Source organism: Curtobacterium sp. 458, from assembly GCF_030406605.1.
Lineage (GTDB): Bacteria > Actinomycetota > Actinomycetes > Actinomycetales > Microbacteriaceae > Curtobacterium.
Genome location: NZ_CP129104.1, coordinates 3,122,929 through 3,148,366 on the forward strand (window position 1 = coordinate 3,122,929; position 25,438 = coordinate 3,148,366).

Genomic DNA, 25,438 nt, shown 5'->3' on the forward strand with positions numbered 1-25,438 from the left:
TTCTCACGACGCTGCGGGACACTCTTCCCGCACCGCAACGAAGTAGGTGTACATGTTCATCCTCAACGCGCTCGGCGACGCCCTCGCAGCCGCTGGCTCCATGGGGTGGGAGATCCTCTGGCCCCTCATCCTCGGCTTCGCCCTGTCCGGTATCATCCAAGCCGTCGTCCGCACGGACCGGATCATGAAGCTCATGCACGACGACTCGCCTCGCGCGATCAGCGTCGCGACCGGACTCGGCGCCCTGTCATCGTCCTGCTCCTACGCCGCAGTCGCACTCGCACGAGCCCTGTTCCGGAAAGGCGCGAGCCTGTCATCCGCGATGGCGTTCGAGGTCGCATCGACGAACCTCGTCGTCGAACTCGGCCTGATCCTGGCGTTCGTGATGGGCTGGCAGTTCACCCTCGCGGAGTTCATCGGCGGCCCAATCATGATCATCCTCATCGCCCTCGGTTTCCGACTCTGGATGCGTGGCAAGATCCTCGACGCCGCCCGCGAGCAAGCCGACAAGGGCCTTGCCGGATCGATGGAGGGCCACGCGGCGATGGACATGTCCGTGCAGGGCAACCAGGGGTTTTGGCGGCGACTGTTCTCGAAGCCGGGGCTGACAAGTGTGTCGCAGTACTTCGTCATGGACTGGGCATCCGTCATCCGCGACATCATCATCGGTCTGCTCATCGCCGGCGCATTCGACGCGTGGGTGCCGAAAGCCTGGCTGCAAGCGATCTTCCTCGAAGGGCACCCCACGCTCGCGTTCATCATCGACCCAATCATCGGACCGATCCTGGCGATGGTGAGCTTCGTCTGCTCCGTCGGTAACGTGCCCCTGGCTGCAGTGCTCTGGAACGGTGGGATCAGCTTCGGCGGCGTGATCAGCTTCATCTTCGCCGACCTGATCATCATCCCGATCATCGTCATCTACCGGAAGTACTACGGCTGGAAGGCCGCCCTCCGGATCACCGGCATCTTCTACGGCGCCATGGTCCTCGCCGGGTACGCCGTCGAGCTGCTGTTCACTCCGCTGGGCCTGATTCCCACGAACCGGCACCTGAGCATCGTCGCGACCACAATCAGCTGGAACTACACCACCTGGCTCAACATCGTGTGCCTCCTGATCGCCGCGTTCCTGCTGGTCGTGTTCATCCGCAGCGGTTCCTGGTCGATGCTCCGCATGATGAGCGACGCACCCGAGGAGAACAGCCACGGCCACTCGCACACCTGACCATTCCGTAGGACCGCCCCCCCCTCCGCCGTCCGGTAGCCGATCGCCTACCGGGCGTGGAGTTCGAGGTAGTCGAGTGCCTGGCGAACCGTCTCTTCGAGAGGGCGGGTGCTGTCGGTGATGAGCCGATCGTCCGTGCGGGGCTCGTACTCGTCGGCGGTGCGCTGTACCTCGTCCCACGTCGGCAACGTGAACCCGGGCAGGTCGTTCGCACGCTGTTCCACGCGGCGGCGGTGTTCGTCGACGTCGGCACACACGACCTCGATCACGCGCAGCGGCACCCCGGCGGCATCAGCCGTGGACACCCACCCAGCCCGAGCAGGTTCAACGCCGCTCACCGCGTCCGCGATGACCACCTGACCGCGACGGAGGTTCGGTACCACGATGGCATGCATGATCGAGTACGCAGCGATACCGGACTGCTCGCGTGGGATTTGGTACTTCCACATCGCGCCCTCGATCGCGTCGACGCGGAGCGTCAGCGAGGGCATCAGCTCCGCGATAGCAGCAGACAGCGTCGACTTCCCTGCACCAGGAAGACCACAAACCTGAACCAGCATCGACAACTCCTTCGGCGGCCGTAGCTCCTTGTCTATCGCTCGCGGACGCGCAGCACCAGCGACGTGGATACGCACGCTGGACCACTGAGGACGTGTCCGAAGATCGATCCATCAACGGGCGGTCACGAGCGGCGGCAAAGGGGGATGTGGCCCCACCACCCGAGACCGTCGGCATCAACATCGAGGATGTCGCCGTACGCCCCCAGGGCTCTCCGACGTTGAAGTCCGCTACCTCCTGGCCGAACTCTTCGGGTGTCGCAATGTCTCCGGTTGCGTAGACGTCCATCCGGTCGATGGTGGTCTCTCTATTCCGGATGATGCCGACTCGTCGGCCACCGGTCCAGGAGTAGATGACGCGAAACTCATCGTTTGTGGCCCAGGCGTATTCAACGACCACCCGCTCGGCCTCCGTGGGCCCGCCGCCACAAAGCTTCCGTAGACAGGCAAGAAGCGCTCGTGGACCCCAGTCGTCGGAGTGTCCTGATTCGAGTTCCGCGATGTCCCCGGGGCCGCGACGATGAACGGGCTGTCCCCAGACGACAGCGAGCACGTTGCCCGCGACGCTGGTCCAGAGCATGTCCGCCGGTGACAGCGTGCTGATCTGGGTCGCGTACGCGAGGCCGAACGACTGCATGAACGTGGTGATGACGATCACCAGCGACATCAGTACGACGACCAGGAACGCCTTCGGATTCGACCGGAACAGCCCGACCATCGGCAGACGGGCGCGCCGATGGGCGTCCTTCTCGTCGACGAACACCTCAGGTTCCTCGAGGCGGCGGCGCACGAGGTACGCGACGATCAGGACGACGACGGAAAGCAGGAACGGGACTCGCCATCCCCAGCTGTCGCGGGCGGCTTCCGGCAGCGCGGCGACGGGAAGGAAGACGAGCGATGCCAGGACGATCCCGGCGCTGATGCCCGAAGACGTGAAACTCGCGTAGAACGCCCGGCGACCCTCCGGCGACTCCTCGACCGTCAACGTGGAAGCGCCGGCGGTCTCGCCACCGGCGGACAAGCCCTGCAGGATCCGGAGCACGACGAGCAGAATCGGCGCGAGGTAGCCGGCCGTCTGGAACGTGGGGAGGACGCCGATGAGGAACGTCGAGGCGCCCATGATCGTCAGCGTCGCCACGAGCGTGTTCTTCCGGCTGACGCGGTCGCCGAGGTGCCCGAAGATGAAGGCGCCGATCGGCCGGAACACGTATCCGACTCCGAGCACCGCGAAGGACTGGATCAGCGCGGCGGTCGGATCCCCCGCAGGGAAGAACACCCGGCCGAAGATCAGCGATGCCGCGGTCGTGTACACGAAGAAGTCGTAGTACTCCAGGGTGCCGCCGAGGAAGCTGGCGAAAGCTGCGCGTCGTGCTCGCGCGACGGTGCGGGTGGACTGCATTGGGCCTCTCCTCGTTGAGCGGACACGAGGGCTGGGCCAGTCGGCGTCACTGCCAGACGTGTCACCCCTCGACCGTCAACGTTAGGGAGGGTCGGAGTATCCGCGGTCCCGGTTCTCCTTATGTGCGCGGTAGCGCCGCTAATGACCATCAATGGGTGGAGCCTGGTCGTGCCAAGGCAGTAGGACCGGCGCGAGATCGTCAGCCAAGATCGCGTGTTGGCCGACAGCGTCGTAGCGAGCGGTGTGATGATGTCGAATCGTCCAGGAGGAACGGTCGGCGAACCGCAAACGGCAGCGCCACGTCGGTGCGCTCACGTCGGCACAGTGTCCAGAAGGACATCACCAAGATGTGACGCGCGTGGCAGGCGCACGACGCCTTGCCGGGAGATCACGACCTGGGCGGCGAGCATGCGGGGCCGTCTTCGGCAGCACCCTGATGTCGGCCCGACGTGGATTGACGAGACGAGGACACTCGCGGTGCGTCCGCCGTGACCCGTGGTGTGTACGACAGCGGGCTCGGCGAAGGCGAAGCGCTGACGTGTCGACGACAGGAGCCGCGCATGAACGGTCTGAGAGGTGACCTCAGGCCTCTACGACATCGTCGTCGCGCCGCTCCTCTACCGGAGCCTGACACGGGCGCAACGGACCAGCGGGAGCCTCGTAGGATCGCATCGCCGCGTGCCACGTCGTCTGGCCCGTTGGTCTTTCCTCACAAGACGCAACGGTTCCGCCGTCTCCGACATGGGTGAGGCGTCGAGCGAAAATTCGGCCCTGTTCTGGGCGAGATTGGCGAGCTGGCGCTGGCCCCGGCGTGGCATTCTGAGGCCCAATTCGCACGGCTCGGAGGAGCAGGTCGAGGAACTCCGCGCATAGAGACGAGCATGGATATCGCATCTCAACTGCGCGCACGATGGGCGCTGCTCCAGACCTCACGTGAACTCGAACGACTCGTTCTTCTCGCCGCGCAGGACCCGGAGTCGGACGAGACCGCGTTCGAGGTCATCCGACGCACCCGATGGCGGGTGCGCGCGGCCGAAGTTTGGGACAGCGGGGAGGTTGCGAACATCGCGCGGGAGGAGCTCATCGGAGCACTCAAGGCCTTGCACGCCGGAACGGATGTCGGAGTGCTCTCCCACGAGCTCATTCGACGCACCCTGACGGAGCTGCCCGACGAGCCCTGACGCCAGGGCTGGCGACGCTACGCCAGCCCGAGCGCCCTCTGCGACGCGTCGATCTCTCGGCGACCGATTGCCATGACTTCCGCCAGCGTCTCGTTCGCAGATCTGACCGGAAGCCAACGAGCGATCCGACTCGCTGGAACACGGCCGAAGGGCACCGCCACCTTCGCACGATCAAGAGCAGGAGCCAGCAAGTTCCGCGCGTCGTCTACTCGTCTCCGAATGTCCACGACGTCCAACCATTCCGTCGACGTGACAGCTCCGCGCTGTTGCGCGATACGGACTCGCAAAGCCAGATCGACAAGCTGCTCCGCCGCAGCCTGGAGCCGGTGTGCGGCGGCCGCGATGTCGTTGACAACGCTCAGCGCCCTAGCCTCGTCCAGCAGCGCTCCCGAGGCAGCCGAGATCTCCGCCACCACGTTGTCCGCTGTGACAACACCGTTTGACCCAATGCTGAATCGCTCGATGCCTACCGCGTCAAGAGCCGCAGTTGCATCCTCGTTCCAGCCAGACACCACGTACACCCGAACCGCTCGCATCTCAGCTCGCTCGAGGACCGGCGTGACCTGGTCGGCGGTCACGCCGCGCGGCCGAAGCAACGCTGCAGAAACGACGAGGTCGTCTTCGAGAATGACGAGCTGAGCGGTGTTCGTGACCGTGTGGAGCTTCGTCACATCGACGCCGCTCTGGGCGAGGTGCTCCCGGATGGTCGCGGCTGCCTTTGTCTTCGTCATGATCGTTGCCACGCTCAAAGGGTGCCAGATGTTCAAGGAACGGGCGCCCCACGCCCCGGTCTCGCGTGCGATCGTGACCGACTGGACTGGCGACGATCGTCCCGAGTTACCGCCTGACCAGGCAAAACCCGGTTTCCGGGTGCTGGTCCCGTGAGCGACGCATAGGCCTCCCATGACCGAAACCCAGACCCGCTGCGCGACGTGCGGCGTACCGAATGCGTCCGCGCATACACAATCCATGACCGACGCGAGCGCGAACCCCCAGCTGGAGCCAATGCTCACGATGGACGAGCTCAGCCACTACACGCAGACCTCGAAGAGCACGCTCTACTCGCTGCGAAGCCAGGGACGCGGCCCGAGGGGCGTCCGCATCGGTCGAGCCCTCAGGTTTCGGACGTCCGACGTCGATGCATGGCTCAACATGCTGAGCGACGAGGCGGAGGCAGCCTGATGAGCGTCAAGAAGGCGGACAACGGACGTTGGCGCGCCCGCGTCTACCACCGCGGCAAGCAGGTCTCGATGGCGACGTTCGACCGGAAGAAGGACGCCGACGCTTGGGAGCTCGGCCAGAAGACGACTCTCGCATCCGGAACCTGGTCCGACCCTCGCAACGCCGAGATGACGCTCGCAGAACTCATCAAGGAGTTCCTGACCGAGCGGCGCGGACTCGTCTCGCAACAGACCTACGACACCGATGAGACAAACCTCCGCCTCCACGTCTCAGACCAGATGAAGCGGCTTCCCATCGGTTCCATCGACGGCCGGCAGCTGCGAAGGTACGTCGCCAACCTCGTGCGCACCAAGCGGCACAGCACCGCGAAGCGAATTCGGGAGTCGCTCGGTGGGGTCTTCGCGTACGCGGTGCGGGAGGCGTACATCTCGCACAACCCAGTCCTGGATGCACCGCTCGGTCGCGGGGACGGAACGGAAACGAACACCGTCCGGCCCTTCACCGAGTCGGAGTTCAGGTCGATGCTCGTGGCTCAGCGAGCCCTGAACCCGAACTACGCCGACGTTGTCGAGTTTCTTCGGGAGACCGGTCTGCGCTGGGGAGAGATGAAGGCGCTCCGTGTCCGCAACATCGTCACGAACCCCTTCCCCGCAGTCATGGTCGAGCGCTCGAAGAGCGACGGGTACCCCGAAAAGCAGACGAAAGGACGGCGAAGCCGGAAGGTCCCTCTCATGGGCAACGCAGAGGAAATCGCGATGCGCCATGCTGATGGCAAGTCGCCCGACGCGTTCCTGTTCCGGTCGACCGGCGGCTCCGAACTGAGCGGACCGAACTTCACCCGCGACCTTCGCTGGAAGACGACGGCAGGGAACCATCGTGTCCACGACCTTCGCCACACCGCCGCGACGGCGTGGATGAGCGACGGAATCAACGTCAAGACCATCTCTGTATGGCTCGGTCACAGCACGACACAGCAGACCGTCAACCGCTACTCCCACTGGATGAACGACGACGGCGACATGGCCGCCATCGCCCGGATGATGCGAGCTCGACGCGAGCGCTCCGAGGAGCGAGACTTGTCATGAGGCGGAGGCAGCGGAACCGAACGGGGCCCGGCCCGGCCCGGCCGCTCCGTCTCAGCCCTCCTCGATGAGCACCAACGAGAACTCGTCGCTCGAGAGTGTCGGCACGCCTAGGTCACCAGCCAGCGTCACCACGGCGCGGTCGTTCGACACGACCACCCACTCCGCACCGAACAGACCCAGCTCAGCCTCGGCCATCGCGTCGAGCGCGCACGCGAGCAACATCGGGTCGGCATTCCCGAGATTTGCGTAGAGGTCGATGAGGGTCGTGTCGTCGGCTGGAACACATTGAAGGACGGCAGCGAGGTGCAGGAGGACGCCCTCATCGGTCGAGTATTCGAGCGCGCGCAGCGAATCGACGTCCGGAAGGAATCGTGCTTCGTGGAGCACTTCGGACGGTAGCCGACACTGTTCGTGCACGAACGCCGAGGAGCGTTGCTCCGGCGTCAGCCGAGTCAACGCGTTGTTGTCGAGGAGGTAGAACGTCCCCATCATCCGAGCGCCTCCCGGAAGTCCCGGATCTCTCGCGGTCGGATCTTGTTCGCGCAGACCGCTCGGCAGAACTCACCTTCGGTGATCTTGCCGGCATCCAGCGCGCCGAGCATGCGAACGGACAGCTCCCGGCCGTTGTACGTCCGGACCCCGTTCACGGGTTTCGGTTGGCGGCCCTGCGACTTCGGCCGGTTGGCGAACTCGAGGCGAAGTTCCTCGAGGTGTTGCTGAGCACCGACACAACTGATGAGTCCGAGCCGCTGGAGGCGCACGACCAGCGCGCTCGGAGTCACCTTGAACGAGTCGGCGGTGCTCCTGATTTTCCCGAGGTCGTCGGACGGAACCGTTCGCATCTCCGCCGCCGGCATTAGGACCTCGCCAACGATGTCGTACTCGCGGCCCGGGTCCGACGCAAGGTTCCGGCCGTCGTAGGTCACCGGGGCGAAGATGCCGCGAGCGACCAAGACGGTGAGAAGGGTAAGCGTGAAGAGCTGACGCCCCTCCGGCTCCTCGTCGTCGCCGTGACTCCCCCGCGAGAGGAAGATGTACGGGACCTTCTTGTCCTTGATGGTCAGCCCACTGAACTTGACCTCGATGAGCTGCGGCATGAAGCCGCGGACGCTGCGCGAGACGAGGATCTGGTGCGACTCCAGCGTCTCGATGAGCAACGACAGGGCGGCGCCCTTCGATCGAGCCAAGCGGAGTACGGCCACATCCAAGTCGAGAGCTGTGAGCAGCACGGCGACGTCCTCCTCGATCGTCGCCCGAGGCTTCCGGAGGACTCCAACGATCTTGTTCTCGGCGAGCGACTCGTCGTGAGTGCGCAGCATCATCTGCTTCCGCACAAGATCCTTGACGATGAGCTCGACGTCGCTGAGCTCGATCGTCGTACGCGAGTTGACGGCGAAGGTGTCTTTGCTCAACCCTTGCAGCAGCTTCTGCGTCTTCGTTTCGACCTGCGCCCGAACCAGCTCGCGCGGCGCGAAGCAGAGTGCGTACGGCACCTGTGCGGTGCGCGCCAGATCGACGAGATCAGAAAAGCTGATCGTTGACCGTTCGAGGGCGTGGCGATACGGAACGCGTGCACTCACGACAGAGTTCTCGAACAGCTCGACGAAGACGACGCGGTCGATCATCACGCGGCTCCCGTGCAGAGTGACCGCGATCGTCCCTGGCTGGTCGGCGCTCACGGCAACACCGCGTGGTGGCTCAACGATCCAGACTCGGTGGCTGCCGTGCTCCCCATCCGACCGACGATCCCTCATGTCGGCCTTCGAAGCGACCCCGAGTTCGGGTGTCGAGCAAGTCAACTCGCCGACCGGAGGCCATCAAGAAGGTGACGCGTACAAGTGCGCCTTGCCCCAATCCCGCTCCAGACCTCCGGCTCGCACCGCTCGAGAGCCTCTAGGCTCCGAGCATGGGTGATCTCACGGTGACGATTCGTCCTGGTCGGCGCACGGAGATCCAGAACATGCCGTTCGAGGGCAACGGACGCGGCTACACCATCCTCGGAGACATGTTCAACGCTTCACGGCGGGGTCAGGTCAACTACTCCCCCAGCTCCCGATCATGGTCGGTCTCGCGGCCGCACACGAACGCTGTCATCCACGGTCTCGCCGCACTATACGGCCGGGTAACGCTGATTCAGCATGGCGGTGTCGAGAAGTGCGTGGAAGCGTGCTGGAAGACGGGACTCCCCGAAAACGCATGGCTGTGTGAGTGCGCATGCGCTGGACGAAATCACGGCTCGGGGCAGCCGTTCAAAGTCATCGTAGGGGGCAACGGTCCCGGCGGACAGCTCTCGGTGCAGGCCCGTGCGCCCCACGTGTTCTACGTCGGCTGATCACGAGCCGAGTCGGCGGACCTGACCCGTGCTCGAGCCGGAACCATTGCCAGGGTCCGGTGGGCTCTGGCGGGCTCGAACCGCCGACCACTTCGGTGTAAGCGAAGTGCTCTACCAACTGAGCTAAGAGCCCTCAAGGCCGATCCTACTTGGCGATGAGCTGACATCGTGACGACGAGCGACTTGACTCGCCGTCGCCGACGACGGTGGCCGACTCTCGCCTGCGCGATACTTGCCCTCGGCGCTGCGGCGCTCGTTCGACCCGACCGGGTCCACACTCGAAGGGCCGGGGGTCCCGTGATCAAGCGCATCGTCCGTATCGACGGCATCGGTCTTTTCCGGCGTTGGCAGCCCGGCAGCGATTCCTCCAACTTCGAACGGATCAACGTCGTCTATGGCGGCAACGGCACCGGCAAGTCGTCAGTCGCACGCGCGTTCGGCGAGGCGACCGCGGCATCATCGGCCTCGACCGTGCACGTCTCAGTCGAAGACGGCGACAGGCTTCGCCAAGTCACGTCGAGCGAGGACCCCTTCTGGACACGCGTCCGCGTGTTCAACCAGGACTACGTCGAGAACAACCTGAGCTTCGGCACCGATCGCAGCGAGGCAGCACCGCTTCTCGTCCTCGGCCAGAAGAGCGTTGGTCGCGAGACACGGCTCGCGCAGATCGCCGAACGCCTCGAGATCATCGAGAGCGAGGAGCGTCTCGCGGTTGAGGACGCCGGCCGCGCGAGAAACGCTGCGGACCGTCTCGCAACTGCGACCGCGACGACGATCCACAGCGAGCTGCAGCACGTGAGCGCACGGTACGGCCGGGCCTACAACCGTCGCCAGGTGAAGACCTTGCTGGATGCCTTGCCGACCAGGTTCGACGAACCCCTCGACGAGGTCATCTCGACGCATCTCGGCACTGTTCGTCCGCAGAAGATGGAGCCAGTCGCCCTCCTCACCATCACCGGTGAAAGTGTCGTTCCGCTCGTCGCCGAGGTGGGTGACGCGCTTGCCACCTCGGTGTCGAACGTGGTCCTCGACGACCTGGCCGCGCATCCCGAGGACAGCACCTGGGTGAGTGAAGGCATGTCGAGGCACGAGCAACGCGATCGGTGCCTGTTCTGTGGCGGTGTGGTGACCGACGAACGCCGAGGTGCTCTGGCCGCGCACTTCGACGGCCGGTTCCGGCAGCTGGAGCGCACGCTCGACATGCTGGACGGCCGCGTCGCAGCGGTCATCGCGGCTCAGCAGGGCATGATCTCCCGCGCGCCGGCAGCAAATCTCCTGTACCCGCCGCTCCGGGAGTCGTACGGTGAGCTGCTCGCCGGGGTGCGAGAGGCCACCACGTCTCGAAGCGAGGCCCTCGACGCGGTTCGCCGTGCGATCGAGACCAAGCGCTCCGCGATGTTCGACGTGGTCACGTTCGATCCCGGTGTTGTCGACGGCCAATCGGACGACGTGGCCGCGATCAACCTCGTGCTGCGGGACCACAACGAGCGTTCGGCGGCGTTCGAGTCGATCCGCGCGGACGCCGCCGACCGTGTCGAGCGCGCTCGGGTCGAGTTGATCCGCTCGGAGTACGTGTCGTTGTCGGAGCGAGCGCTCGGCGCCGAGCAACAAGCGGCAGACCACGGCGCCGAGCGCGAGCAGTTGACCCGCGAACGTGGGCGCCTGAATTCTGCCGGGCTCGACGCGGGACCACTTGCAAGCGAGCTCACCCGAGACGTTGCCGTCCTCCTCGGTCGCGACGAGCTCCGCTTCACCGCCGTCGATGGGCGTTACGCCATCGAACGGGACGGGCGCCCGGCCGTCGGTCTCAGCGAGGGCGAGCGGACGGCGATCTCGCTGCTCCACTTCCTGTGCAGCCTCCGCGACGAGACGATGCGTGGCGCCGACCTGACCGTCGTCATTGACGATCCGGTGTCGAGTCTGGACCAGGAGATCATGGTCGGCGTCTCCGGGCACCTCTGGAACACCTTCGTCGGAGCGGGCATCCGCCACCAGTTGATCCTGCTCACGCACAGCTTCGAGCTCTTCCGGATGTGGGTGAACCAACTGGACCGGCTGAACTCGCGGCTCCGCCGGGACAACTCGTACTCATTGCACGAACTGCGCTCGAGGGTGAGTCGCGACGCTGAGGACGTTCCCCGTCGTGTGCCTGTGCTGCGGAGCTGGAGCGACCCTCAGCTCCGCAAGAAGCTGCGCTCCCAGTACCACTACCTGTTCTGGCGAGTCGGCAGTGCCGTCCTCGAGCGGAACTCCGGTACGCAGTTCGAGGCTGAGCTTGAAGCTGCTGCGCTCCTACCGAACGCCGCGAGGCGGCTCTTGGAGTCGTTCCTGGCCTTTCGGTTGCCAGTGCTCATGGGCGACTTCGAAGGGAGCATGCGGACGGCGTTCGACGAACACCAGATCGAGCAGCCACTCCGCCAGCGTCTGGTGCGGTTCCTTCACCAGTCGTCGCACAGCGAAGAAGCGGACATCTCTCGGCCCGTGGACGTGCACGAGGCGGTGGTCGTCCTCGAGTCGGTGTTCCGCTTCATCGCGGCAGTGGATCGGCCGCACTTCGAGCAGATGTGCGCCGCCGTCGTGCCGGGCCTCTCGTACATCGGTGCGGCTTCGGTCACGGTGGAACCGGTCGCTGCCGCCTAGCCGTTGCCATTTCCGCACCGACACCAAACCGACACGGACACGGAGCAACGCTCGGACCAGTCAGAGGGAACGGGACGATCACCGTCCTGACCTGGTCTTTCGGCGACCAGCGGAGCGCGAGCGACGGGACTGACATCCACGGTGTAAACGAAGCGCTCTACCAACTGAGCTAAGAGCCCCTGCCGCACCATCCTAGGGGCGTTCGGAAGCGAAACGCCCCCGGCAACCGTAGGGTCGGGGGCATGGCGCGCGATGGCGAGTACGCGATCTTCCTCAACGGCTCGTACGGCGTCGGAAAGTCCGCGGTGCTCGATGCTGTCGGCGACCGCTTCGCTGCGACCGGACGCGCGTTCAGCCTGATGGACGTGGATTGGTTCCACCGGTCGTGGCCGGTCGCGGAGGGCGACACGGAGAACACCGTCCTCGAGGCGCGGAACATCGCTGCCGCCTGGGCGAACTACCGGGCCGCGGGCCCGCGGCAGCTCGTCCTCAGCGGTGTCCTCACGAGCAGCGCGGACCTCGACCGGTACGCGGAGGCGGTCGACCTGCCCGTGCGGTCGATCCGTTTGGTCGCGAGCCCGGCGACGATCGAGGCTCGGCTGCGGACCCGGTACGACCAGCGCCGTCAGCACCACCTCGAGTGGCATCTGGACAGGTTCGAGCGGATCGCCGAACGACAAGCAGCCGCGGACCTGGACGAACTCGTCGTCGACACGGACACCATCGCGCCTGCCGACGTCGCTGACGTCGTCCTGCGACACTTCGAGCTCACCGCAGGCGACGTCTGACGGTCACACCTCGCCGGCACGGAGGGTCATGAACACGTCGACGTCGTCCTCCTCGTCGCTGACGAACCCGAGCCGCTCGTACAGGCGACGGGCGGCACTCCCCTGAAGCACGTTCAGCCGCGTCGGCCCTGCGTGCGGTTCGTCGAGCACCGTCCGGAGCACGGCGGAGCCGATCCCCTGCCCCTGCAGCTCGGGCGCGAGGTAGAGGTGTTCGATCCACCGGGTGTCTCCGTCGAGCCGCGTCGTGACGGAGCCGACGTCGGCACCGTCGACGACGACCACGCGGCTCCACTCCGGCTGCCACGCGTCCCGCATCCGCGAGCGCACCCGGACCTCGTCGAAGACGCCGAGCCGGGTGAGGTCATCACGGAGCACCACCGCGCGGAGTTCGACCAGCCAGTCGATGTCGGCGGCGACGGCTGGTCGGAGCGACGTGTCCATCCGACTCAGCGTAGGGGTTGTCGGCTTCGGCGTCGGATGGCAGGGTCGGTCGCATGACGCTGCCCGCCGACGCGCACGTGCACAGCGAGTTCTCCTGGGACGCCGGATCGGACCCGGCTTCGCCCGGCTCGATGCGACGCACCTGCGAACGAGCGGTCCGGATCGGGCTCCCCGCCCTCGTGTTCACCGAGCACCTCGACCTCGAGGACCACTGGCGAGCCGAACCGGACGACCTCGGACCGCACGCCCGCGCACTCGTCGACGAGCAGGGAGCGGTCCGGCTGCCGCCCTTCGACGTCGATGGCTACCTGGACACGGTCGAGCGCTGCCGCCACGACTTCCCGGAGCTCACGATCCTGACCGGCGTCGAGTTCGGTCAACCCCATCTGTGGGACACCGCCGCAGCCGACGTGCTGCAACGGGTCGACCGGGTGAACGGGTCGCTGCACATGCTGCCGTTCGAGGGAACGGACCGCACCGAGCCGATCACGCTCTACCGGCACCGGTCACCGTCAGATGTGGTGCGGGCGTACCTCGAGGAACTCCCACGGATGATCGCCGGCTCGGACTCCTTCGCGGTCCTCACGCACATCGACTACGCCGCCCGGGCATGGCCCACCGCCACCGCCGGGCCGTTCGACCCGCGCGCGTTCGAGGAGGGGTTCCGCGCCGGGATGCGCGCACTCGCTGCCTCCGGTCGGGCGCTCGAGATGAACACCCGGCGGCTCTGGCCGTGGGTACCGCAGTGGTGGGCCGAGGAGGGCGGACGCGCCGTGACCTTCGGGAGCGACGCCCACAGCGCGGACGGCCTCGCGGCAGGCTTCCCCGAAGCGGTCGCGATGGTGGAGCACTTCGGGTTCCGCCCCGGCCGCCGACCCGAGGACTTCTGGACGCGCTGACGCTCAGCGGCCCCGGCCGGGCGTCGTGACCGCCCCCTGCCACACCCACACCCGGTACCGGGAACCGTCCCGCCGCGCGACCTCCACCTGCACGGCACGATCGGTGTACGCGACGACCACCGCCCGCTCCTGCACGCGGACCTCCACGAACCGCAACCACACGTCGACCACCTCGCCGTCGGACACCGGGACCGCGGGCTCCGGACCGATCTCCTCGCGCGTCAGGGTCACGGGGTACGGGCGCGTCAGGAACTCATTGACCGCGGCGCGGGAGACATCGATTCCGTACCGGCGGTTCTGACCCATGCCGACCATCGTGCCACGGATTCGAACGCACGTTCGAACGGCAGGATGGCGACATGGACCCCGCCGACGCGTTCCTCCACCACCTCACCCCCGAGCAGCCGTGGACCGACGTGGTCGCCACACTGGAGCGACTCGGCTGGACGCCCTGCGGGACCGGCGACTGGGCGACGGCGCTCCGCTCCCCGTCCGGCACCCTCGCCGCGCGCATCAGCCCGTTCGACCCCGCCGGGCCCTACTCCGCCCTGCTGTACCGCCGCGCGGCCCACACCCGGCAGGTGCCCGCGCTCGTCGAGCACCGCGTCCTCGAGGGCGGCGCCGACCTCACCGTGATGGAGTACCTCGAACCCGTCCCTGAGGACGTCGGCACCGCGTTCCACCGCGCCCTCGCGACGCGGGACCCGTCGGTGGCCGAGCTCGCCGCCCACATCGAGGACGTGCACGCCCTGGGCCGGGCCGAGCAGCCGTGGTGGGGACCGCTCGACGACAACCCCGCGAACGTCATGCGCGGATCGGACGGCCGGATCGTCGTCGCCGACCTGTACTACGCCGACGGCCCAGCGCTGTACGCGACCGTACGCAGCGACCCGGACCGCATCGTCCGTGACTACCCCGAGCACCTCCGCAGGCACATGACCGAGCTCCCGCTCGCGAGTTCCGGCGGGTGGGCGCCCGGCGACGCCGAACGGATGCGAGCGGCGCTCGCCGCGGCGGACGCACGGACGCGGGGTCGCTGACGCGACCAAGGCCGGACGGGAGGCACGGGTCGGCCCCGCACCGTTCCTCCCGTCCGCTGCGCCCTCGCCACACCAGGACGCCAGCACCCCACCGTGCCCGCGTCGCGCACCCAGCACCCGCCTGAGGGTGCGTCGACTTCTCATCCCTCCGGATGATGCGCCGTCGGCGCGACCCGCGCGATGCTGGTCCCGGTGAGGGGAATCCGGTCGTCCGCGGCCGCGGTCGTGGGGGCCGCGGTCGCGGCCCGGTCTCTCCCGCGGCCTCCGAGTCCCGCGTGAGCACGACCCACTGCGCGAGGACCGCCGCCTCCGTGCACACCTCCTACTTCGTGAGCACCGCCGCCACCTCGGGGATGCGATCGACGTAGCCGCGCACCAGGTCGCGCGCGACACTGACGCTGTCGACGAGCGGGTGGAGCGCGAACGCCTTGAGGGCCTCGTCCTTCGAGCCGGTGAGCGCCGCCTGGATCGTGTGCCGCTCGACCGCCTTCACCTGGGACATGAGCCCGATCTGATGGAGGTCGGGCTGGTCGGTCGTCATCGGGTGGACGCCGTTCGCATCGACCATCGTGGGGACCTCGACCACCGCGTCCCGCGGGAGTCCGGCGATCGTGCCGTTGTTCTGAACGTTGAGGATCATCGTCTGGCGCTCGTTCCGGCTGATCGCGGCCATCACGCCGAGCGCGACACCCGCGTAGCCCTGGTGCGACGGGTCGGTCTCACGTTCCTTCGGGTCGATCGGGTCGTCCTGCGTGCCGCCCTTCGCCTCAGCCATGTACGAGGCGCTGCGCCGAGCGACGGTCTCCCGCCAGAGGTCGGCCACGCCGTCACCCGCGGCGGTGGCGCGCTCGTAGAAGGCGGACTGGCTCTCGGCGAGGAAGTCGCCACGGGTCTTCCCCGACGAGACGATCGACCGGACCGCGTCGCGGTTGAAGTAGTAGTAGTACAGGTACTCGTTCGGGATCGACCCGAGCGAGCGGATCCAGTCGAGGCCGAAGACGTGGCCCTCCTCCATCGCGCCGAGCCGGCCGTCGTCGGCCATCAGCTCGGGCAGGACGTCACGGCCGTCGTACATGACACGGCGCATCCAGCCGAGGTGGTTCAGCCCGACGTAGTCCATCTGCACCCGCGTGTGGTCGAGCCCGAGCATGCCCGCGACCCGACGACCGAGTCCGGACGGGGTGTCGCAGATGCCGAGGACACGGTCGCCGAGGACCGTCTGCATGGCCTCGGTGATGATGCCGGCCGGGTTGGTGAAGTTCATGACGTAGGCATCCGGGGCGAGGTCACGGATGACCTTCGCGGCGTCGACCATCACCGGCACGGTGCGGATCGCGTACGCGAGCCCGCCGGGGCCGGTGGTCTCCTGCCCGAGGACGTCCAGGTCGAGCGCGACGTGTTCGTCGCAGCGGCGCCCCTCGAGCCCGCCGACCCGGAGCGCCGCGAACACGAAGTCGCTGCCCTCGACCGCGCGGTGCAGGTCGGTGGTCGGTTCGAGCACGGGTGCGTCCGGGAACTCGGCGGCGAGCTCGGTGAGGATCGCGACCATGGCGTGCAGCCGGACCTCGTCGACGTCGTAGAGCGCGACCCGGTCGACCCGGGGGCTGCCGGTGTCGCGGAGCAGGGCCTGGTACACGTACGGCGTGCGGAACCCGCCGCCCCCGAGGATGCAGAGCTTCATGTGGCGATGACCTCTCCGCCGGCGTTCCGGCTGTGGGCGAGTGTGTCGTCGGGCGCGCCGGTCGTGGTGATCAGCGTGTCGACGTCGGTGAGGGAGCAGAGCCGGAGCGCTCCGGTCCCGGGGAACTTCGCTTCGGAGGCGAGCAGGACGACACGCTCCGCCGCGGCGATCATGGACTGCTTGATGGGCGCCTCGACCGCCATGTTGTCGACGACGTGCCCGTTCGCGCGGACACCAGTGCACGACAGGAAGAGGACGTCGGCGCTGACCTGCTCGAGCGCGGCCTCGGCGAGGGACCCGACGAGCGTTCGGTAGTTGCGGCGAACGACCCCGCCGAGCAGGACCAGCCGCACGGCGTCGTCGTCGCGCAGCACGTCGAAGACGGCCAGGTTCGTCGTGATGACGGTGATGTCGCGCCCGCGGAGGAGTTCGGCCACGAGCGGCGTGGTGGTGCCGATGTCGAGGATGACGACCTGGCCGTCCTGCACCATGCCCGCCGCCGCGACCGCCATGCGGTGCTTCAGGTCGTGGTCGCCAGCGGCCTCGAACGGGGCCTCGACCACCTCGTCGCCCGGGTCGCCAGCGCTCCCGGACGGGCCGGGAGCGGGATCGAGCGAGGTCCGGCGAGGAGCGACGACCGCGCCGCCCCAGGTCCGGACGAGCTCGCCGTTCCGGTCGAGCATCTCGAGGTCCCGCCGGATGGTCGCCGCGCTGACCCGCAGCGCGAGCGCGAGCTCCTGCACCGAGGCCGCGCCGTCGGCACGCAGGGCGTCGATGATGCGGTTCTGCCGCTCGCGCAGGATCATGCCGCCCACCATACCCCCGATCGCGCAGATTCACGCACAAATGGACATCTAAAATGGCGCACTCGAACAGACTTAACAAATCTGGCGCAATCGAGTAACGTCGCCGCAACACCGATCGCGCAGGCTCGAACACACGCGGTCGATCCCCTGATCCGCGATGACGAGGAGCAGCCGTGACCCAGCCGAACCCGACGCCGGTCCCCGGAGCGCTGCTCTTCGCGGGCGACGTGTACTGCGACCTGGTCTTCGCCGGTGTGACCGCCCCCGAGCAGGGCGCGGAGGTGTTCGCCGACGCGTTCACGGTCACGCCGGGCGGAGTGGCGAACCGTGCGGTCGCCGCAGCGCGGGCCGGAGCACCGACGAAGCTCCTCAGCCGACTCGGTGACGACGTCCTGGGGCGGCACGTCCACCAGGTGCTGACCGAGGAACCGTTGCTCGACACCACCCTGCTCGAGCTCGTGCCCGGTCTGCAGAGCGCCGTCTCGGTCGCGCTCACCGGCCCCGAGGACCGCAGCTTCATCACCTACGAGGAACACCCCGGCCCCCTCCACGTGCCGGACGACCTCGGCCCGGTCGCGGCGACGCACGTCGGCATCGCCCGCCCGCTCCCCGACTGGGTGGCCGCCCTCCGACGCGGCGGCACGACCGTCGTCGGCGGCGTCGGCTGGGACCACACCGGCGAGTGGTCCGGCGACGTGCTCGACCGGCTCGCCGAGGTCGACGTCTTCGTGCCGAACGACGTCGAGGCGATGCGGTACACGCGTACCGACACGGCGCTCGACGCCGCGAAGGTCCTCGCCGAGCGCGTGCCGCTCGCCGTCGTCACCCGCGGTGCCGACGGCGTGGTCGCGGTCGACTCCGCGAACACGGTCGTCACCGCGAGCACGATCCCGGTCGACGTGGTCGACCCGACCGGCGCCGGTGACGTGTTCGTCGCCGCGTTCATGGCCGGCGACCACCACGGCTGGGACCTCCCGACGCGGTTGCGCTTCGGCGCAGCCTCCGCCGCGTTCGCCGTCACCGGACTCGGTGGTGCGGCGAGCGCCCCGCACCCCGACCAGCTCCGGACGTTCGTCCGCCGCGCGGCCCCGGACGACGACTGGTCGTTCCTGGACGCCGTCGCCCTCACCGACGCCTGACCCTCCCGCCCACACCCGATTCGCTCCCTCCCACTCGAAGAACGGACCACCATGAAGCACTCCAGCAAGGCGACGCTCCTCCTCGGTGTCGCGGCGGTCGTCGCCCTCGGTCTCACCGGCTGCACGCCGGGCGGATCCGCAGCGCCGGCCGCCTCGCAGAGCCTCGGCCCCGTGTCGAAGGACGTCGGGTCGGGGAAGACCACCCTCACCGTGTGGGACCAGAACACCGACACCGGCATCAACGACGCGCAGCAGGCGCTCAACGACGAGTTCGAGAAGGCGCACCCGAACATCACCATCAAGCGGGTGTCCCGGTCCTTCGCCGACCTGAAGACCACCCTCAAGCTCGCACTCTCGGGCAACACACCGCCGGACGTCGTGCAGGCGAACCAGGGCTACCCGGACATGGGGGCGTTCGTGAAGGCCGGGTTTCTCCGACCCGTGGACGACTACGCGAAGCTCTACGGCTGGGACGACCACTACCCGTCGAGTCTGCTGAAGCTCAACTCGTTCTCCTCGGACGGCAAGACCTGGCAGGGCGACGACCTCTACGGTGTCTCCCAGACCGGTGAGCTGGTCGGGCTGTACTACAACGAGGCGGTCCTCCGGAAGGCCGGCATCGACAGTCCGCCGAAGACCGTCGCGGAGCTCACCGAGGACATGCAGAAGGTGAAGGCCGCGGGCACGCTGCCGCTGAGCTACGGCGACGTCGAGAAGAGCCCCGGCATCCACCTCTACGGACTGGTGCTCTCCGCCCTGGCCGGTCACGACGCGGTGAACGACCTCGTCGCGGGCAAGTCGGGCAGTTGGACGGGTGACGAGGAGGTCCAGGCCGCGAAGACCATCGCCGGCTGGGTCGACGACGGCTACGTGACCGAGGGCGCCAACGGCGTCTCCCGCGACGACGCGGTCGCCGCGTTCGGCAAGGGCCAGTCGGCGTTCCTCATCACCGGCACCTGGTACCAGGCCACCCTCGAGGCGGCGTCCTCCGCGAAGGACATCGGGTTCACCGCCCTCACCCCGGACGGCGCGAGCGGCCCGGTGACGATGGGCGGCGAAGGCCTCGCGTGGGCGATCACCTCGAAGACGAAGAACGCGAACGCCGCCGCGGCCTACATCGACTTCGTCACGAACAAGGACGCCGCGAAGGTGCTCGTCGACAAGGGCAACCTGCCGACCGTGGTCCCCGAGGGCGATCGGCCGGAGCCGGGCACGATCGCGGGCGACATCACGAGCAACTACGAGTCGATCTCGTCGTCGAACAGCATCACCCCGTACCTCGACTACGCGACCCCGACCTTCTACGACACCATCACGGCGGCGATGCAGGACCTCGTCGCGGGCAAGGCCTCCCCGGAGCAGTACACGAAGACGCTCCAGGACGACTACGCCGGCTTCGTGAAGCAGTAGGCAGGAGCACCGTGACCCAGTTCACCGGCACCACGGCGGGCGCTGCTGACCGCAGCACCCGCCGTGGCCGGACCCGCCAGGCCACCGGCGGCGTCCGCAAGCGGCGGCGGAGCCTCGTCGCCTACCTCTACGTCCTCCCCGCGTTCGTCGTGTTCGCCGTGTTCCTCGGCGTGCCGTTCCTGCAGAGCGTGCAGTACTCGTTCTACGACTGGGACGGCCTGTCCGTGGCGACGTGGGCCGGGTTCGCGAACTACGCCAGCGTGTTCACCGACGCGCAGCTCCGGGCGTCGTTCGGGCACGCGCTCGTCCTCATGGTCTTCTACGCCGTGGTGCCCGTCGTGGTCGCGCTCTTCCTCACCGCCCTCATCTCCCGGGCCAACGCACTCCGGGGCATGTCGTTCTTCCGCACCGTGCTGTTCCTCCCCCAGGTGATCGCGTCCGTGGTCGTCGCGACGATCTGGGTGTCGATCTACTCGGCCGACGGACTCCTCAACGACGCGCTCCGGCTCGTCGGCCTCGGGCAGTTCGCCCAGGTCTGGCTCGGCGGGTACGACACGGCCCTCCCCGCCATCGGCTTCGTCGGCACCTGGCTGAACGTCGGCCTCTGCCTCGTGCTGTTCCTGTCCGGGGTCGGCAACATCCACCCGAGCCTGTTCGAGGCCGCTCGCATCGACGGCGCGGGCGCTGCCCGGGAGTTCCTGTCCATCACCCTGCCGTCGCTCCGCGGGCAGATCGCCGCGGCGCTCACGCTGACCGTGGTGTCCGCCCTGAAGACCTTCGACCTCGTCTACGTGACGACGAGCGGCGGCCCCGGGAACTCGACGTCGGTGCCCGCGTTCGAGGCCTACAACCGGGCGTTCCAGACCGGGCAGGTCGGATCCGCCGCAGCCGTGGCGGTGTCGCTCACCGTCGTGATCATGATCGTGACGGCTCTCATCAGCCGTCTCCAGCCGAAGGACGTCGCATGAGGCTCTCCCTCCGCGAGAAGACCGTCGACTACGTCATCCTGTCGCTCTTCGCCCTGTTCGCGATCATCCCGCTCGTCGGGGTGCTGCTCTCCTCCGTCACGCCCTCGGCCCAGAACTCGGGCGGGTTCACGGTCCCCACGACGATCGACCTCGGCAACTTCGGCGCCGCGTGGAACCAGGGCCACTTCGCGTCGTACATGCTCTCGAGCGTCCTCGTGACGGTGTCGGTGGTCGTGCTCACCGCGGTCCTCGCCGTCTTCGCCGGGTTCGCCTTCGCCCGGCTCGACTTCTTCGGCTCGAACGTCATCTTCTTCGTCATGCTCGCCGGCCTCATGCTCCCCGCCGAGGCCTTCATCATCCCGCTCTACTTCAACCTGCGGTCCCTCGGCCTCACCGACACCTACACGAGCCTGATCCTCCCGCAGACCGCGCAGTCCCTCGCGTTCGGCATCTTCTGGATGCGGAACCAGTTCCGCAGCTTCCCCGGCGAGGTCATCGAAGCAGCACGCCTCGACGGTGCCCGCGACGTCCGACTCCTCTGGCAGGTCATCGTGCCGTCGTCGGTCGCGCCGATCATGACCATGGCGCTCCTCATCACGATGTGGACGTGGAACGAGTTCCTGCTCCCCCTCGTCCTCATCACCAGCGAGGACCACCGCACCGCCCCACTCGGCCTCGCCTTCTTCAAGGGCGCGCACCTCACGGACTTCTCGCTGCTCTCCGCCGCCGGGGTGATCGTGGCCCTGCCGATCGTCCTGCTCTACTTCTTCCTGCAGAAGCGCTTCATCTCCGGGATGCTCGGCGGCATCGCCGACCGCTGAGCGCGTGCCCGATCGCGTCCGTCACCTCCGGGACATGTCCCGCAGGTGATCGAGAACCTCGGCCATCCCAGGGTTGGTGAGCCGAGGGTCGTTCGGGACGCGGCCGGCGGCGACGTCGTCCAGGAACCGCCGGTCGGCGTCGAGCCTCGCAAGGGCGTCGGGTCCCGGTTCGCCGTGGCCAGGGACCACGACAGCCGCCTCCTCGGCGTAGCGGGCGAGCACGTCGAGGGCCGAACGGTACGACGGGAGGTCGTCGGGCCAGAACGGGAGCGGGAGCTCGATGTCACTGAGCATGTCCCCGGCGAGCAGGACGCGCTGTTCCGGCAGCCACAATGCCGTGTGTCCAGGCGCGTGTCCGTCGTGGACGACGAGCTCGACCGGCGTGTCTCGCGGGAAAGCCGCTTCCGGGATCTGCTCGACACCGGTGACACGGCCCAAGAGGTCGACGAGGCCCCTGGGGAACTCCGCACCGAGCGAGTCCAGCAGGGCGGGCCGCTCGGTGACCGCCAGGGCCGCGGTCGCCGCGGAGGCGAACCTCGGCGCTGCCCCGAAGCCCGGGTGCCAGAGCAGGTGGTCGTGGTGCGCGTGGGTCGCGAAACCACCGGTCACCGACAGGCCCCGGTCACCGATGGTCGACGCGAGTCCGGCGAGTTCGTCCGGCATCCAGGCAGGGTCGACGAGGAACGCGGCGCGTCCGTCGTGGATCACCGTGGAGGTCGTCGACATCGTCCGGCTCGTCGCGACGAGGACGCCCGGAGCGACTTCGGTCAGTTCGCGCATGCGTGCAGCCTGGCAGACCCCGCGCTGCGCGCGATCGCACACTGCGGCGGACGACCCGCCTCGCGAGGAGGGGACGCGACGTCCGTGGCGGGATGCGGTGGCCGGCGAGGGCGCGTGTGCGCCGGACGAGAGGCACGGTGCGGGCCCGCACCGTGCCTCCCGGCCGGCCGCTGGTCACCCGAGACGGATGCCCGCGTCAGAGGGCGCGCGCGTAGTCGACCGTCGGGTAGGCGACGAAGCCGAGCGACTCGTAGAGCGCGCGGGCCGGCGCGTGGAACGCGTCGCCGCCGGTGCCGATGTGGACGACGCGGACACCGCGCTCACGGAGCCGGTCGACGACCTCGTCGCACAGCGCGCGAGCGATGCCGCGGCGGCGGGCGTCCGGGTGGACGGCGACGAGTTCGAGGCGTCCGGAGGTCCCACCGGTCACGTTCCAGCCGACGTAGCCGAGGGGACGGCCGTCGTCCTCGGCGAGAGTGATGAAGCGGTCCTCGTCCGGCGCGAGCAGGGCGGGGACCTCGGCACGGTAGTCGTCCTCCCAGCGGCCGTGGTCGTGGGCGGTGACGGTGGGCCGCGCGGCGGGGAGCGCCGTCGTGAAGAGTGGTCGGAAGACCTCGATGGTGAGGTCGGTCAGCGCCGGCAGGTCCGACGGCGCGCAATCGCGGATGAGCATGGGAGTCCTTTCGTTTCGTGAGCGTGCTGATCGGCTCCCGTCGGGGTGGACGAGAGCGGGGACGGCCCGGGGCCGTGGATCAGCGGCGCGGACGCCAGCTCGCGAAGCACTCCATGCCGACACCGTACGCCCGCGGCACGGGGACGGCGGGTACCGTCGACCCCGTGCAGGGCATCGGGATGGTCGACGAGGCGGGACGGCTCCGCCTGATCGGCGCGGGAGCTGCGGGAGCGGCGTTCGGCGTGGTCCTCGTCGTGCTCGTGCTGTCGTCGTGGACACCGGCGACCCCGACGGTGCTGGTCGTCGTCGGCGTGCCCGCGGGTGCCGCCGGCGCCGCGATCGGCGTGCTGACGACGATGCGCTCGTGGCGACTCGACGGCGGCTACGAACGCTCGGTCGAGGCGCAGCGCTGGGTGGCCGACGGGGCGGTCCCCGCCGGCGTGCCCGCCGAGGTCTGGATCCCGATGCTCCAGGCGCAGGCCGACCGCGAAGGCGCGGGGTGGGGCAAGGTGCTGCTCGGCGTGCTGTGGATCGCGATGTCGTGGTCGATGCGCGACCAGCACGGGCCGCTCGTGACGACCATGCTCGTCGGGCTCTGGGTGGGGCTGGCGCTGTGGGGCGGCGTGGTCGTCGTCCCGCGGGCCCGAGCGGCGCGGGCGCTGCTGCGTGAGCGGGTCGCCGCGCTCTCCTGACCCCACGCCCGCCGGTCCCCACGCGCTGTCCGACCGCGGCCGAGCACGGTCCGCCCTGCGCGCTGCCCGGCAGCCGGGCGGGACCGCGTGACTACGCTCGACAGCATGCAGAGTCGCACCCTGGGCCGCACCGGCCGCGCAGTCTCCCCCGTCGGCCTCGGCACCTGGCAGTTCGGTGGTGACTGGGGACCCGTCAGCGAGCAGGACGCGAACGCCGTGATGGACGCGTCCGTCGAAGCCGGTGTCTCCCTCTTCGACACCGCCGACGTGTACGGCGACGGCCGCAGCGAGCAGCTCATCGGTGCCTGGCGGGCGTCGAACTCCGAGGTGCCCCTGACCATCGCCACGAAGATGGGGCGTCGCGCCGAGCAGGAACCCGCGAACTACGTCGCCGCGAACTTCCGCGGGTGGGTGGACCGCTCCCGGACGAACCTCCGTCAGGACACCCTCGACCTCGTGCAGCTGCACTGCCCGCCGACGCCGGTCTTCGAGGACGACGCCGTGTACGACGCCCTCGACGCGCTCGTCGCCGATGGCTCGATCGCCGCCTACGGCGTCTCGGTCGAGACCGCCGACCAGGCGCTCACCGCGATCGCCCGGCCCGGCGTCGCCAGCGTCCAGATCATCCTCAACGCGTTCCGGCTCAAGCCGCTCGACCGCGTCCTCCCGGCCGCACGGGAGGCAGGGGTCGCCGTCCTCGCGCGCGTCCCGCTGGCATCGGGGTTGCTCTCCGGCAAGTACACACCGGACACGACGTTCCCCGAGCAGGACCACCGCAACTACAACCGGCACGGCGAGGCGTTCGACCAGGGCGAGACCTTCAGCGGCGTCGACTTCGAGGACGGCGTCCGCGCCGCACAGGCGTTCGCGGCGTCACTCCCCGAGGGCGTCTCGGTCCCGCAGGCTGCCATCGCGTGGGTGATCGCGCAAGACGGGGTCACCGCGGCGATCCCCGGCGCGCGCAACCCCGAGCAGGCACGGTCGAACGCCGAGGCCGCGTCGCTCCCCGAGGTCGACGGCCTCGACACGACGGTGCATGAGCTCTACGACGAGTGGTTCCGCGCCACCGTCCACGACCGGTGGTGAGCCCGGTGCGGCGCGTCGGCCGGGTCCTCGTCGCGGGTGTCGCCGCCGTGCTGCTCCTCGGCGGGTGCGCGAACGGTACCGTCGTCGGCGCGACGCACGGCGGCGTGACCGCGAGGACCTCGACCGATGCGCCGCCGTGGCCCGCCCCGACGGACCTGACGGCCCGCGCCGAGGCCGCCGGGCTGTCGAACGTCTGGGGGCAGAAGCTCGCCGAGCACGTGCACACGCACCTGACGATCCTCGACGGCGGCGAACCGGTCACGGTGCCGGGGAACATCGGGCACTCCGACCGGGCGAAGTTCGCGGCGCAGATCCACACGCACGACACCTCGGGGATCATCCACGTCGAGTCGCCCACGCAGGACACGTTCACGCTCGGGCAGTTCTTCGACGAGTGGGGGGTGTCGATCGGGCCCGCGCACGTCGGCGGCCTGCACGGCGACCTCACCGTCTGGATCGACGGGCGCCGGTTCTTCGGCAACCCGCGGTCGATCGAGCTGACGAACCTGCGGCAGGTCGTGCTCGAGGTCACCACGATCGGTGAGGTCCCGCGCCGCCCGGCCCCGTTCGACTGGCCGCCGCAGTACCACTGACGCGCTCTCCCGGCCGCGGCTGC

At 68.5% G+C, this 25,438-nt stretch carries 26 protein-coding genes, 1 tRNA gene and 1 pseudogene; 16 read left to right on the forward strand and 12 right to left on the reverse strand.

Annotated elements, in window-relative coordinates:
• Nucleotides 1-52: 52 nt before the first annotated feature.
• Nucleotides 53-1,222, forward strand: a complete 1,170-nt coding sequence (locus QPJ90_RS15135) for a permease (protein WP_290131983.1) — start codon at nt 53-55, stop codon at nt 1,220-1,222.
• A 47-nt stretch (nt 1,223-1,269) separates the two neighbouring features.
• Here QPJ90_RS15135 and QPJ90_RS15140 read toward each other — a convergent pair whose 3' ends face one another.
• Both QPJ90_RS15140 and QPJ90_RS15145 read right to left on the reverse strand, forming a co-directional pair.
• Nucleotides 1,270-1,782 carry an ATP-binding protein gene (locus QPJ90_RS15140; RefSeq protein WP_260855656.1) on the reverse strand — a complete coding sequence of 171 codons (513 nt, stop codon included), beginning with the start codon at nt 1,780-1,782 and terminating at the stop codon, nt 1,270-1,272.
• A 517-nt stretch (nt 1,783-2,299) separates the two neighbouring features.
• Nucleotides 2,300-3,178, reverse strand: a pseudogene (locus QPJ90_RS15145) (MFS transporter); the annotation flags it as partial.
• A gap of 881 nt (nt 3,179-4,059) precedes the next feature.
• Between QPJ90_RS15145 and QPJ90_RS15150 the strand changes: the two are divergent.
• Nucleotides 4,060-4,359, forward strand: coding sequence for a hypothetical protein (locus QPJ90_RS15150; RefSeq protein WP_144759173.1), 300 nt, complete (start codon nt 4,060-4,062; stop codon nt 4,357-4,359).
• 17 nt (nt 4,360-4,376) lie between these two features.
• Here QPJ90_RS15150 and QPJ90_RS15155 read toward each other — a convergent pair whose 3' ends face one another.
• Nucleotides 4,377-5,102, reverse strand: a complete 726-nt coding sequence (locus QPJ90_RS15155) for a hypothetical protein (RefSeq protein ID WP_144759176.1) — start codon at nt 5,100-5,102, stop codon at nt 4,377-4,379.
• 226 nt (nt 5,103-5,328) lie between these two features.
• Here QPJ90_RS15155 and QPJ90_RS15160 point away from each other — a divergent pair, with 226 nt between their 5' ends.
• Together QPJ90_RS15160 and QPJ90_RS15165 are read left to right on the forward strand one after the other, a co-directional pair.
• Nucleotides 5,329-5,541 (forward strand): helix-turn-helix domain-containing protein, encoded by a 213-nt coding sequence (locus tag QPJ90_RS15160; RefSeq protein WP_186317530.1) that lies wholly within the window; start codon nt 5,329-5,331, stop codon nt 5,539-5,541.
• Entirely contained in the window at nt 5,541-6,626 is a 1,086-nt protein-coding gene (locus QPJ90_RS15165; protein ID WP_186317531.1) for a tyrosine-type recombinase/integrase, read from the forward strand. Before QPJ90_RS15160 ends, QPJ90_RS15165 begins: the two co-directional genes overlap by 1 nt.
• A 51-nt stretch (nt 6,627-6,677) precedes the next feature.
• On the opposite strand, the gene QPJ90_RS15170 is transcribed toward QPJ90_RS15165, so the two are convergent.
• Both QPJ90_RS15170 and QPJ90_RS15175 read right to left on the reverse strand, forming a co-directional pair.
• On the reverse strand, nt 6,678-7,118 hold the full coding sequence (locus tag QPJ90_RS15170; RefSeq protein WP_186317532.1) for a hypothetical protein: 441 nt from the start codon (nt 7,116-7,118) through the stop codon (nt 6,678-6,680).
• On the reverse strand, nt 7,115-8,305 hold the full coding sequence (locus QPJ90_RS15175; protein ID WP_144759186.1) for a hypothetical protein: 1,191 nt from the start codon (nt 8,303-8,305) through the stop codon (nt 7,115-7,117). Before QPJ90_RS15175 ends, QPJ90_RS15170 begins: the two co-directional genes overlap by 4 nt.
• A 227-nt stretch (nt 8,306-8,532) precedes the next feature.
• Here QPJ90_RS15175 and QPJ90_RS15180 point away from each other — a divergent pair, with 227 nt between their 5' ends.
• Entirely contained in the window at nt 8,533-8,958 is a 426-nt protein-coding gene (locus QPJ90_RS15180; protein WP_290131984.1) for a hypothetical protein, read from the forward strand.
• Nucleotides 8,959-9,018: 60 nt separating this feature from the next.
• On the opposite strand, the gene QPJ90_RS15185 is transcribed toward QPJ90_RS15180, so the two are convergent.
• Nucleotides 9,019-9,091: transfer RNA gene (locus QPJ90_RS15185), tRNA-Val, on the reverse strand.
• Between the two features lie 164 nt (nt 9,092-9,255).
• Between QPJ90_RS15185 and QPJ90_RS15190 the strand changes: the two genes are divergently transcribed.
• Entirely contained in the window at nt 9,256-11,598 is a 2,343-nt protein-coding gene (locus QPJ90_RS15190; protein ID WP_186317533.1) for an AAA family ATPase, read from the forward strand.
• A 242-nt stretch (nt 11,599-11,840) separates the two neighbouring features.
• On the forward strand, nt 11,841-12,386 hold the full coding sequence (locus QPJ90_RS15195; RefSeq protein WP_290131985.1) for a hypothetical protein: 546 nt from the start codon (nt 11,841-11,843) through the stop codon (nt 12,384-12,386).
• Nucleotides 12,387-12,389: 3 nt separating this feature from the next.
• Here QPJ90_RS15195 and QPJ90_RS15200 read toward each other — a convergent pair whose 3' ends face one another.
• Complete coding sequence (locus tag QPJ90_RS15200; RefSeq protein WP_290131986.1) at nt 12,390-12,827, reverse strand: GNAT family N-acetyltransferase; 438 nt, start codon at nt 12,825-12,827, stop codon at nt 12,390-12,392.
• Nucleotides 12,828-12,880: 53 nt separating this feature from the next.
• Here QPJ90_RS15200 and QPJ90_RS15205 point away from each other — a divergent pair, with 53 nt between their 5' ends.
• Complete coding sequence (locus QPJ90_RS15205; protein ID WP_290131987.1) at nt 12,881-13,726, forward strand: PHP domain-containing protein; 846 nt, start codon at nt 12,881-12,883, stop codon at nt 13,724-13,726.
• A gap of 3 nt (nt 13,727-13,729) precedes the next feature.
• Here the strand turns inward: QPJ90_RS15205 and QPJ90_RS15210 are convergent, their stop codons facing one another.
• Nucleotides 13,730-14,032, reverse strand: coding sequence for a hypothetical protein (locus tag QPJ90_RS15210; protein ID WP_290131988.1), 303 nt, complete (start codon nt 14,030-14,032; stop codon nt 13,730-13,732).
• 53 nt (nt 14,033-14,085) lie between these two features.
• Between QPJ90_RS15210 and QPJ90_RS15215 the strand changes: the two genes are divergently transcribed.
• Nucleotides 14,086-14,766, forward strand: a complete 681-nt coding sequence (locus QPJ90_RS15215; RefSeq protein ID WP_290131989.1) for a hypothetical protein — start codon at nt 14,086-14,088, stop codon at nt 14,764-14,766.
• Nucleotides 14,767-15,088: 322 nt separating this feature from the next.
• On the opposite strand, the gene QPJ90_RS15220 is transcribed toward QPJ90_RS15215, so the two are convergent.
• Both QPJ90_RS15220 and QPJ90_RS15225 read right to left on the reverse strand, forming a co-directional pair.
• On the reverse strand, nt 15,089-16,447 hold the full coding sequence (locus QPJ90_RS15220) for a 6-phospho-beta-glucosidase (protein WP_290131990.1): 1,359 nt from the start codon (nt 16,445-16,447) through the stop codon (nt 15,089-15,091).
• Nucleotides 16,444-17,253 carry a DeoR/GlpR family DNA-binding transcription regulator gene (locus tag QPJ90_RS15225; protein WP_290131991.1) on the reverse strand — a complete coding sequence of 270 codons (810 nt, stop codon included), beginning with the start codon at nt 17,251-17,253 and terminating at the stop codon, nt 16,444-16,446. The genes QPJ90_RS15220 and QPJ90_RS15225 overlap by 4 nt, the downstream gene beginning before the upstream one ends.
• Nucleotides 17,254-17,426: 173 nt before the next feature.
• Here QPJ90_RS15225 and QPJ90_RS15230 point away from each other — a divergent pair, with 173 nt between their 5' ends.
• From QPJ90_RS15230 to QPJ90_RS15245, 4 genes are read left to right on the forward strand one after another with little or no spacing between them, the layout of a single operon-like run.
• On the forward strand, nt 17,427-18,392 hold the full coding sequence (locus QPJ90_RS15230; protein ID WP_290131992.1) for a PfkB family carbohydrate kinase: 966 nt from the start codon (nt 17,427-17,429) through the stop codon (nt 18,390-18,392).
• Nucleotides 18,393-18,443: 51 nt separating this feature from the next.
• Complete coding sequence (locus tag QPJ90_RS15235; protein WP_290131993.1) at nt 18,444-19,802, forward strand: extracellular solute-binding protein; 1,359 nt, start codon at nt 18,444-18,446, stop codon at nt 19,800-19,802.
• An 11-nt stretch (nt 19,803-19,813) separates the two neighbouring features.
• On the forward strand, nt 19,814-20,770 hold the full coding sequence (locus QPJ90_RS15240) for a sugar ABC transporter permease (RefSeq protein ID WP_290131994.1): 957 nt from the start codon (nt 19,814-19,816) through the stop codon (nt 20,768-20,770).
• A complete protein-coding gene (locus QPJ90_RS15245; RefSeq protein ID WP_290131995.1) occupies nt 20,767-21,591 on the forward strand; it encodes a carbohydrate ABC transporter permease in 825 nt (274 codons plus the stop codon). The genes QPJ90_RS15240 and QPJ90_RS15245 overlap by 4 nt, the downstream gene beginning before the upstream one ends.
• A gap of 21 nt (nt 21,592-21,612) precedes the next feature.
• On the opposite strand, the gene QPJ90_RS15250 is transcribed toward QPJ90_RS15245, so the two are convergent.
• Together QPJ90_RS15250 and QPJ90_RS15255 are read right to left on the reverse strand one after the other, a co-directional pair.
• Nucleotides 21,613-22,371: an MBL fold metallo-hydrolase gene (locus QPJ90_RS15250; protein WP_290131996.1), complete on the reverse strand. Its 759-nt coding sequence runs from the start codon at nt 22,369-22,371 to the stop codon at nt 21,613-21,615.
• Nucleotides 22,372-22,567: 196 nt separating this feature from the next.
• Nucleotides 22,568-23,044: a GNAT family N-acetyltransferase gene (locus QPJ90_RS15255; protein ID WP_290131997.1), complete on the reverse strand. Its 477-nt coding sequence runs from the start codon at nt 23,042-23,044 to the stop codon at nt 22,568-22,570.
• Nucleotides 23,045-23,157: 113 nt separating this feature from the next.
• On the opposite strand from QPJ90_RS15255, the gene QPJ90_RS15260 reads away from it, so the two are divergent.
• From QPJ90_RS15260 to QPJ90_RS15270, 3 genes are all read left to right on the forward strand, one after another.
• Nucleotides 23,158-23,736, forward strand: coding sequence for a hypothetical protein (locus QPJ90_RS15260; protein ID WP_290131998.1), 579 nt, complete (start codon nt 23,158-23,160; stop codon nt 23,734-23,736).
• Between the two features lie 105 nt (nt 23,737-23,841).
• On the forward strand, nt 23,842-24,822 hold the full coding sequence (locus QPJ90_RS15265; RefSeq protein ID WP_290131999.1) for an aldo/keto reductase: 981 nt from the start codon (nt 23,842-23,844) through the stop codon (nt 24,820-24,822).
• Nucleotides 24,819-25,415 carry a hypothetical protein gene (locus QPJ90_RS15270; protein WP_290132000.1) on the forward strand — a complete coding sequence of 199 codons (597 nt, stop codon included), beginning with the start codon at nt 24,819-24,821 and terminating at the stop codon, nt 25,413-25,415. The genes QPJ90_RS15265 and QPJ90_RS15270 overlap by 4 nt, the downstream gene beginning before the upstream one ends.
• Nucleotides 25,416-25,438: the final 23 nt, after the last annotated feature.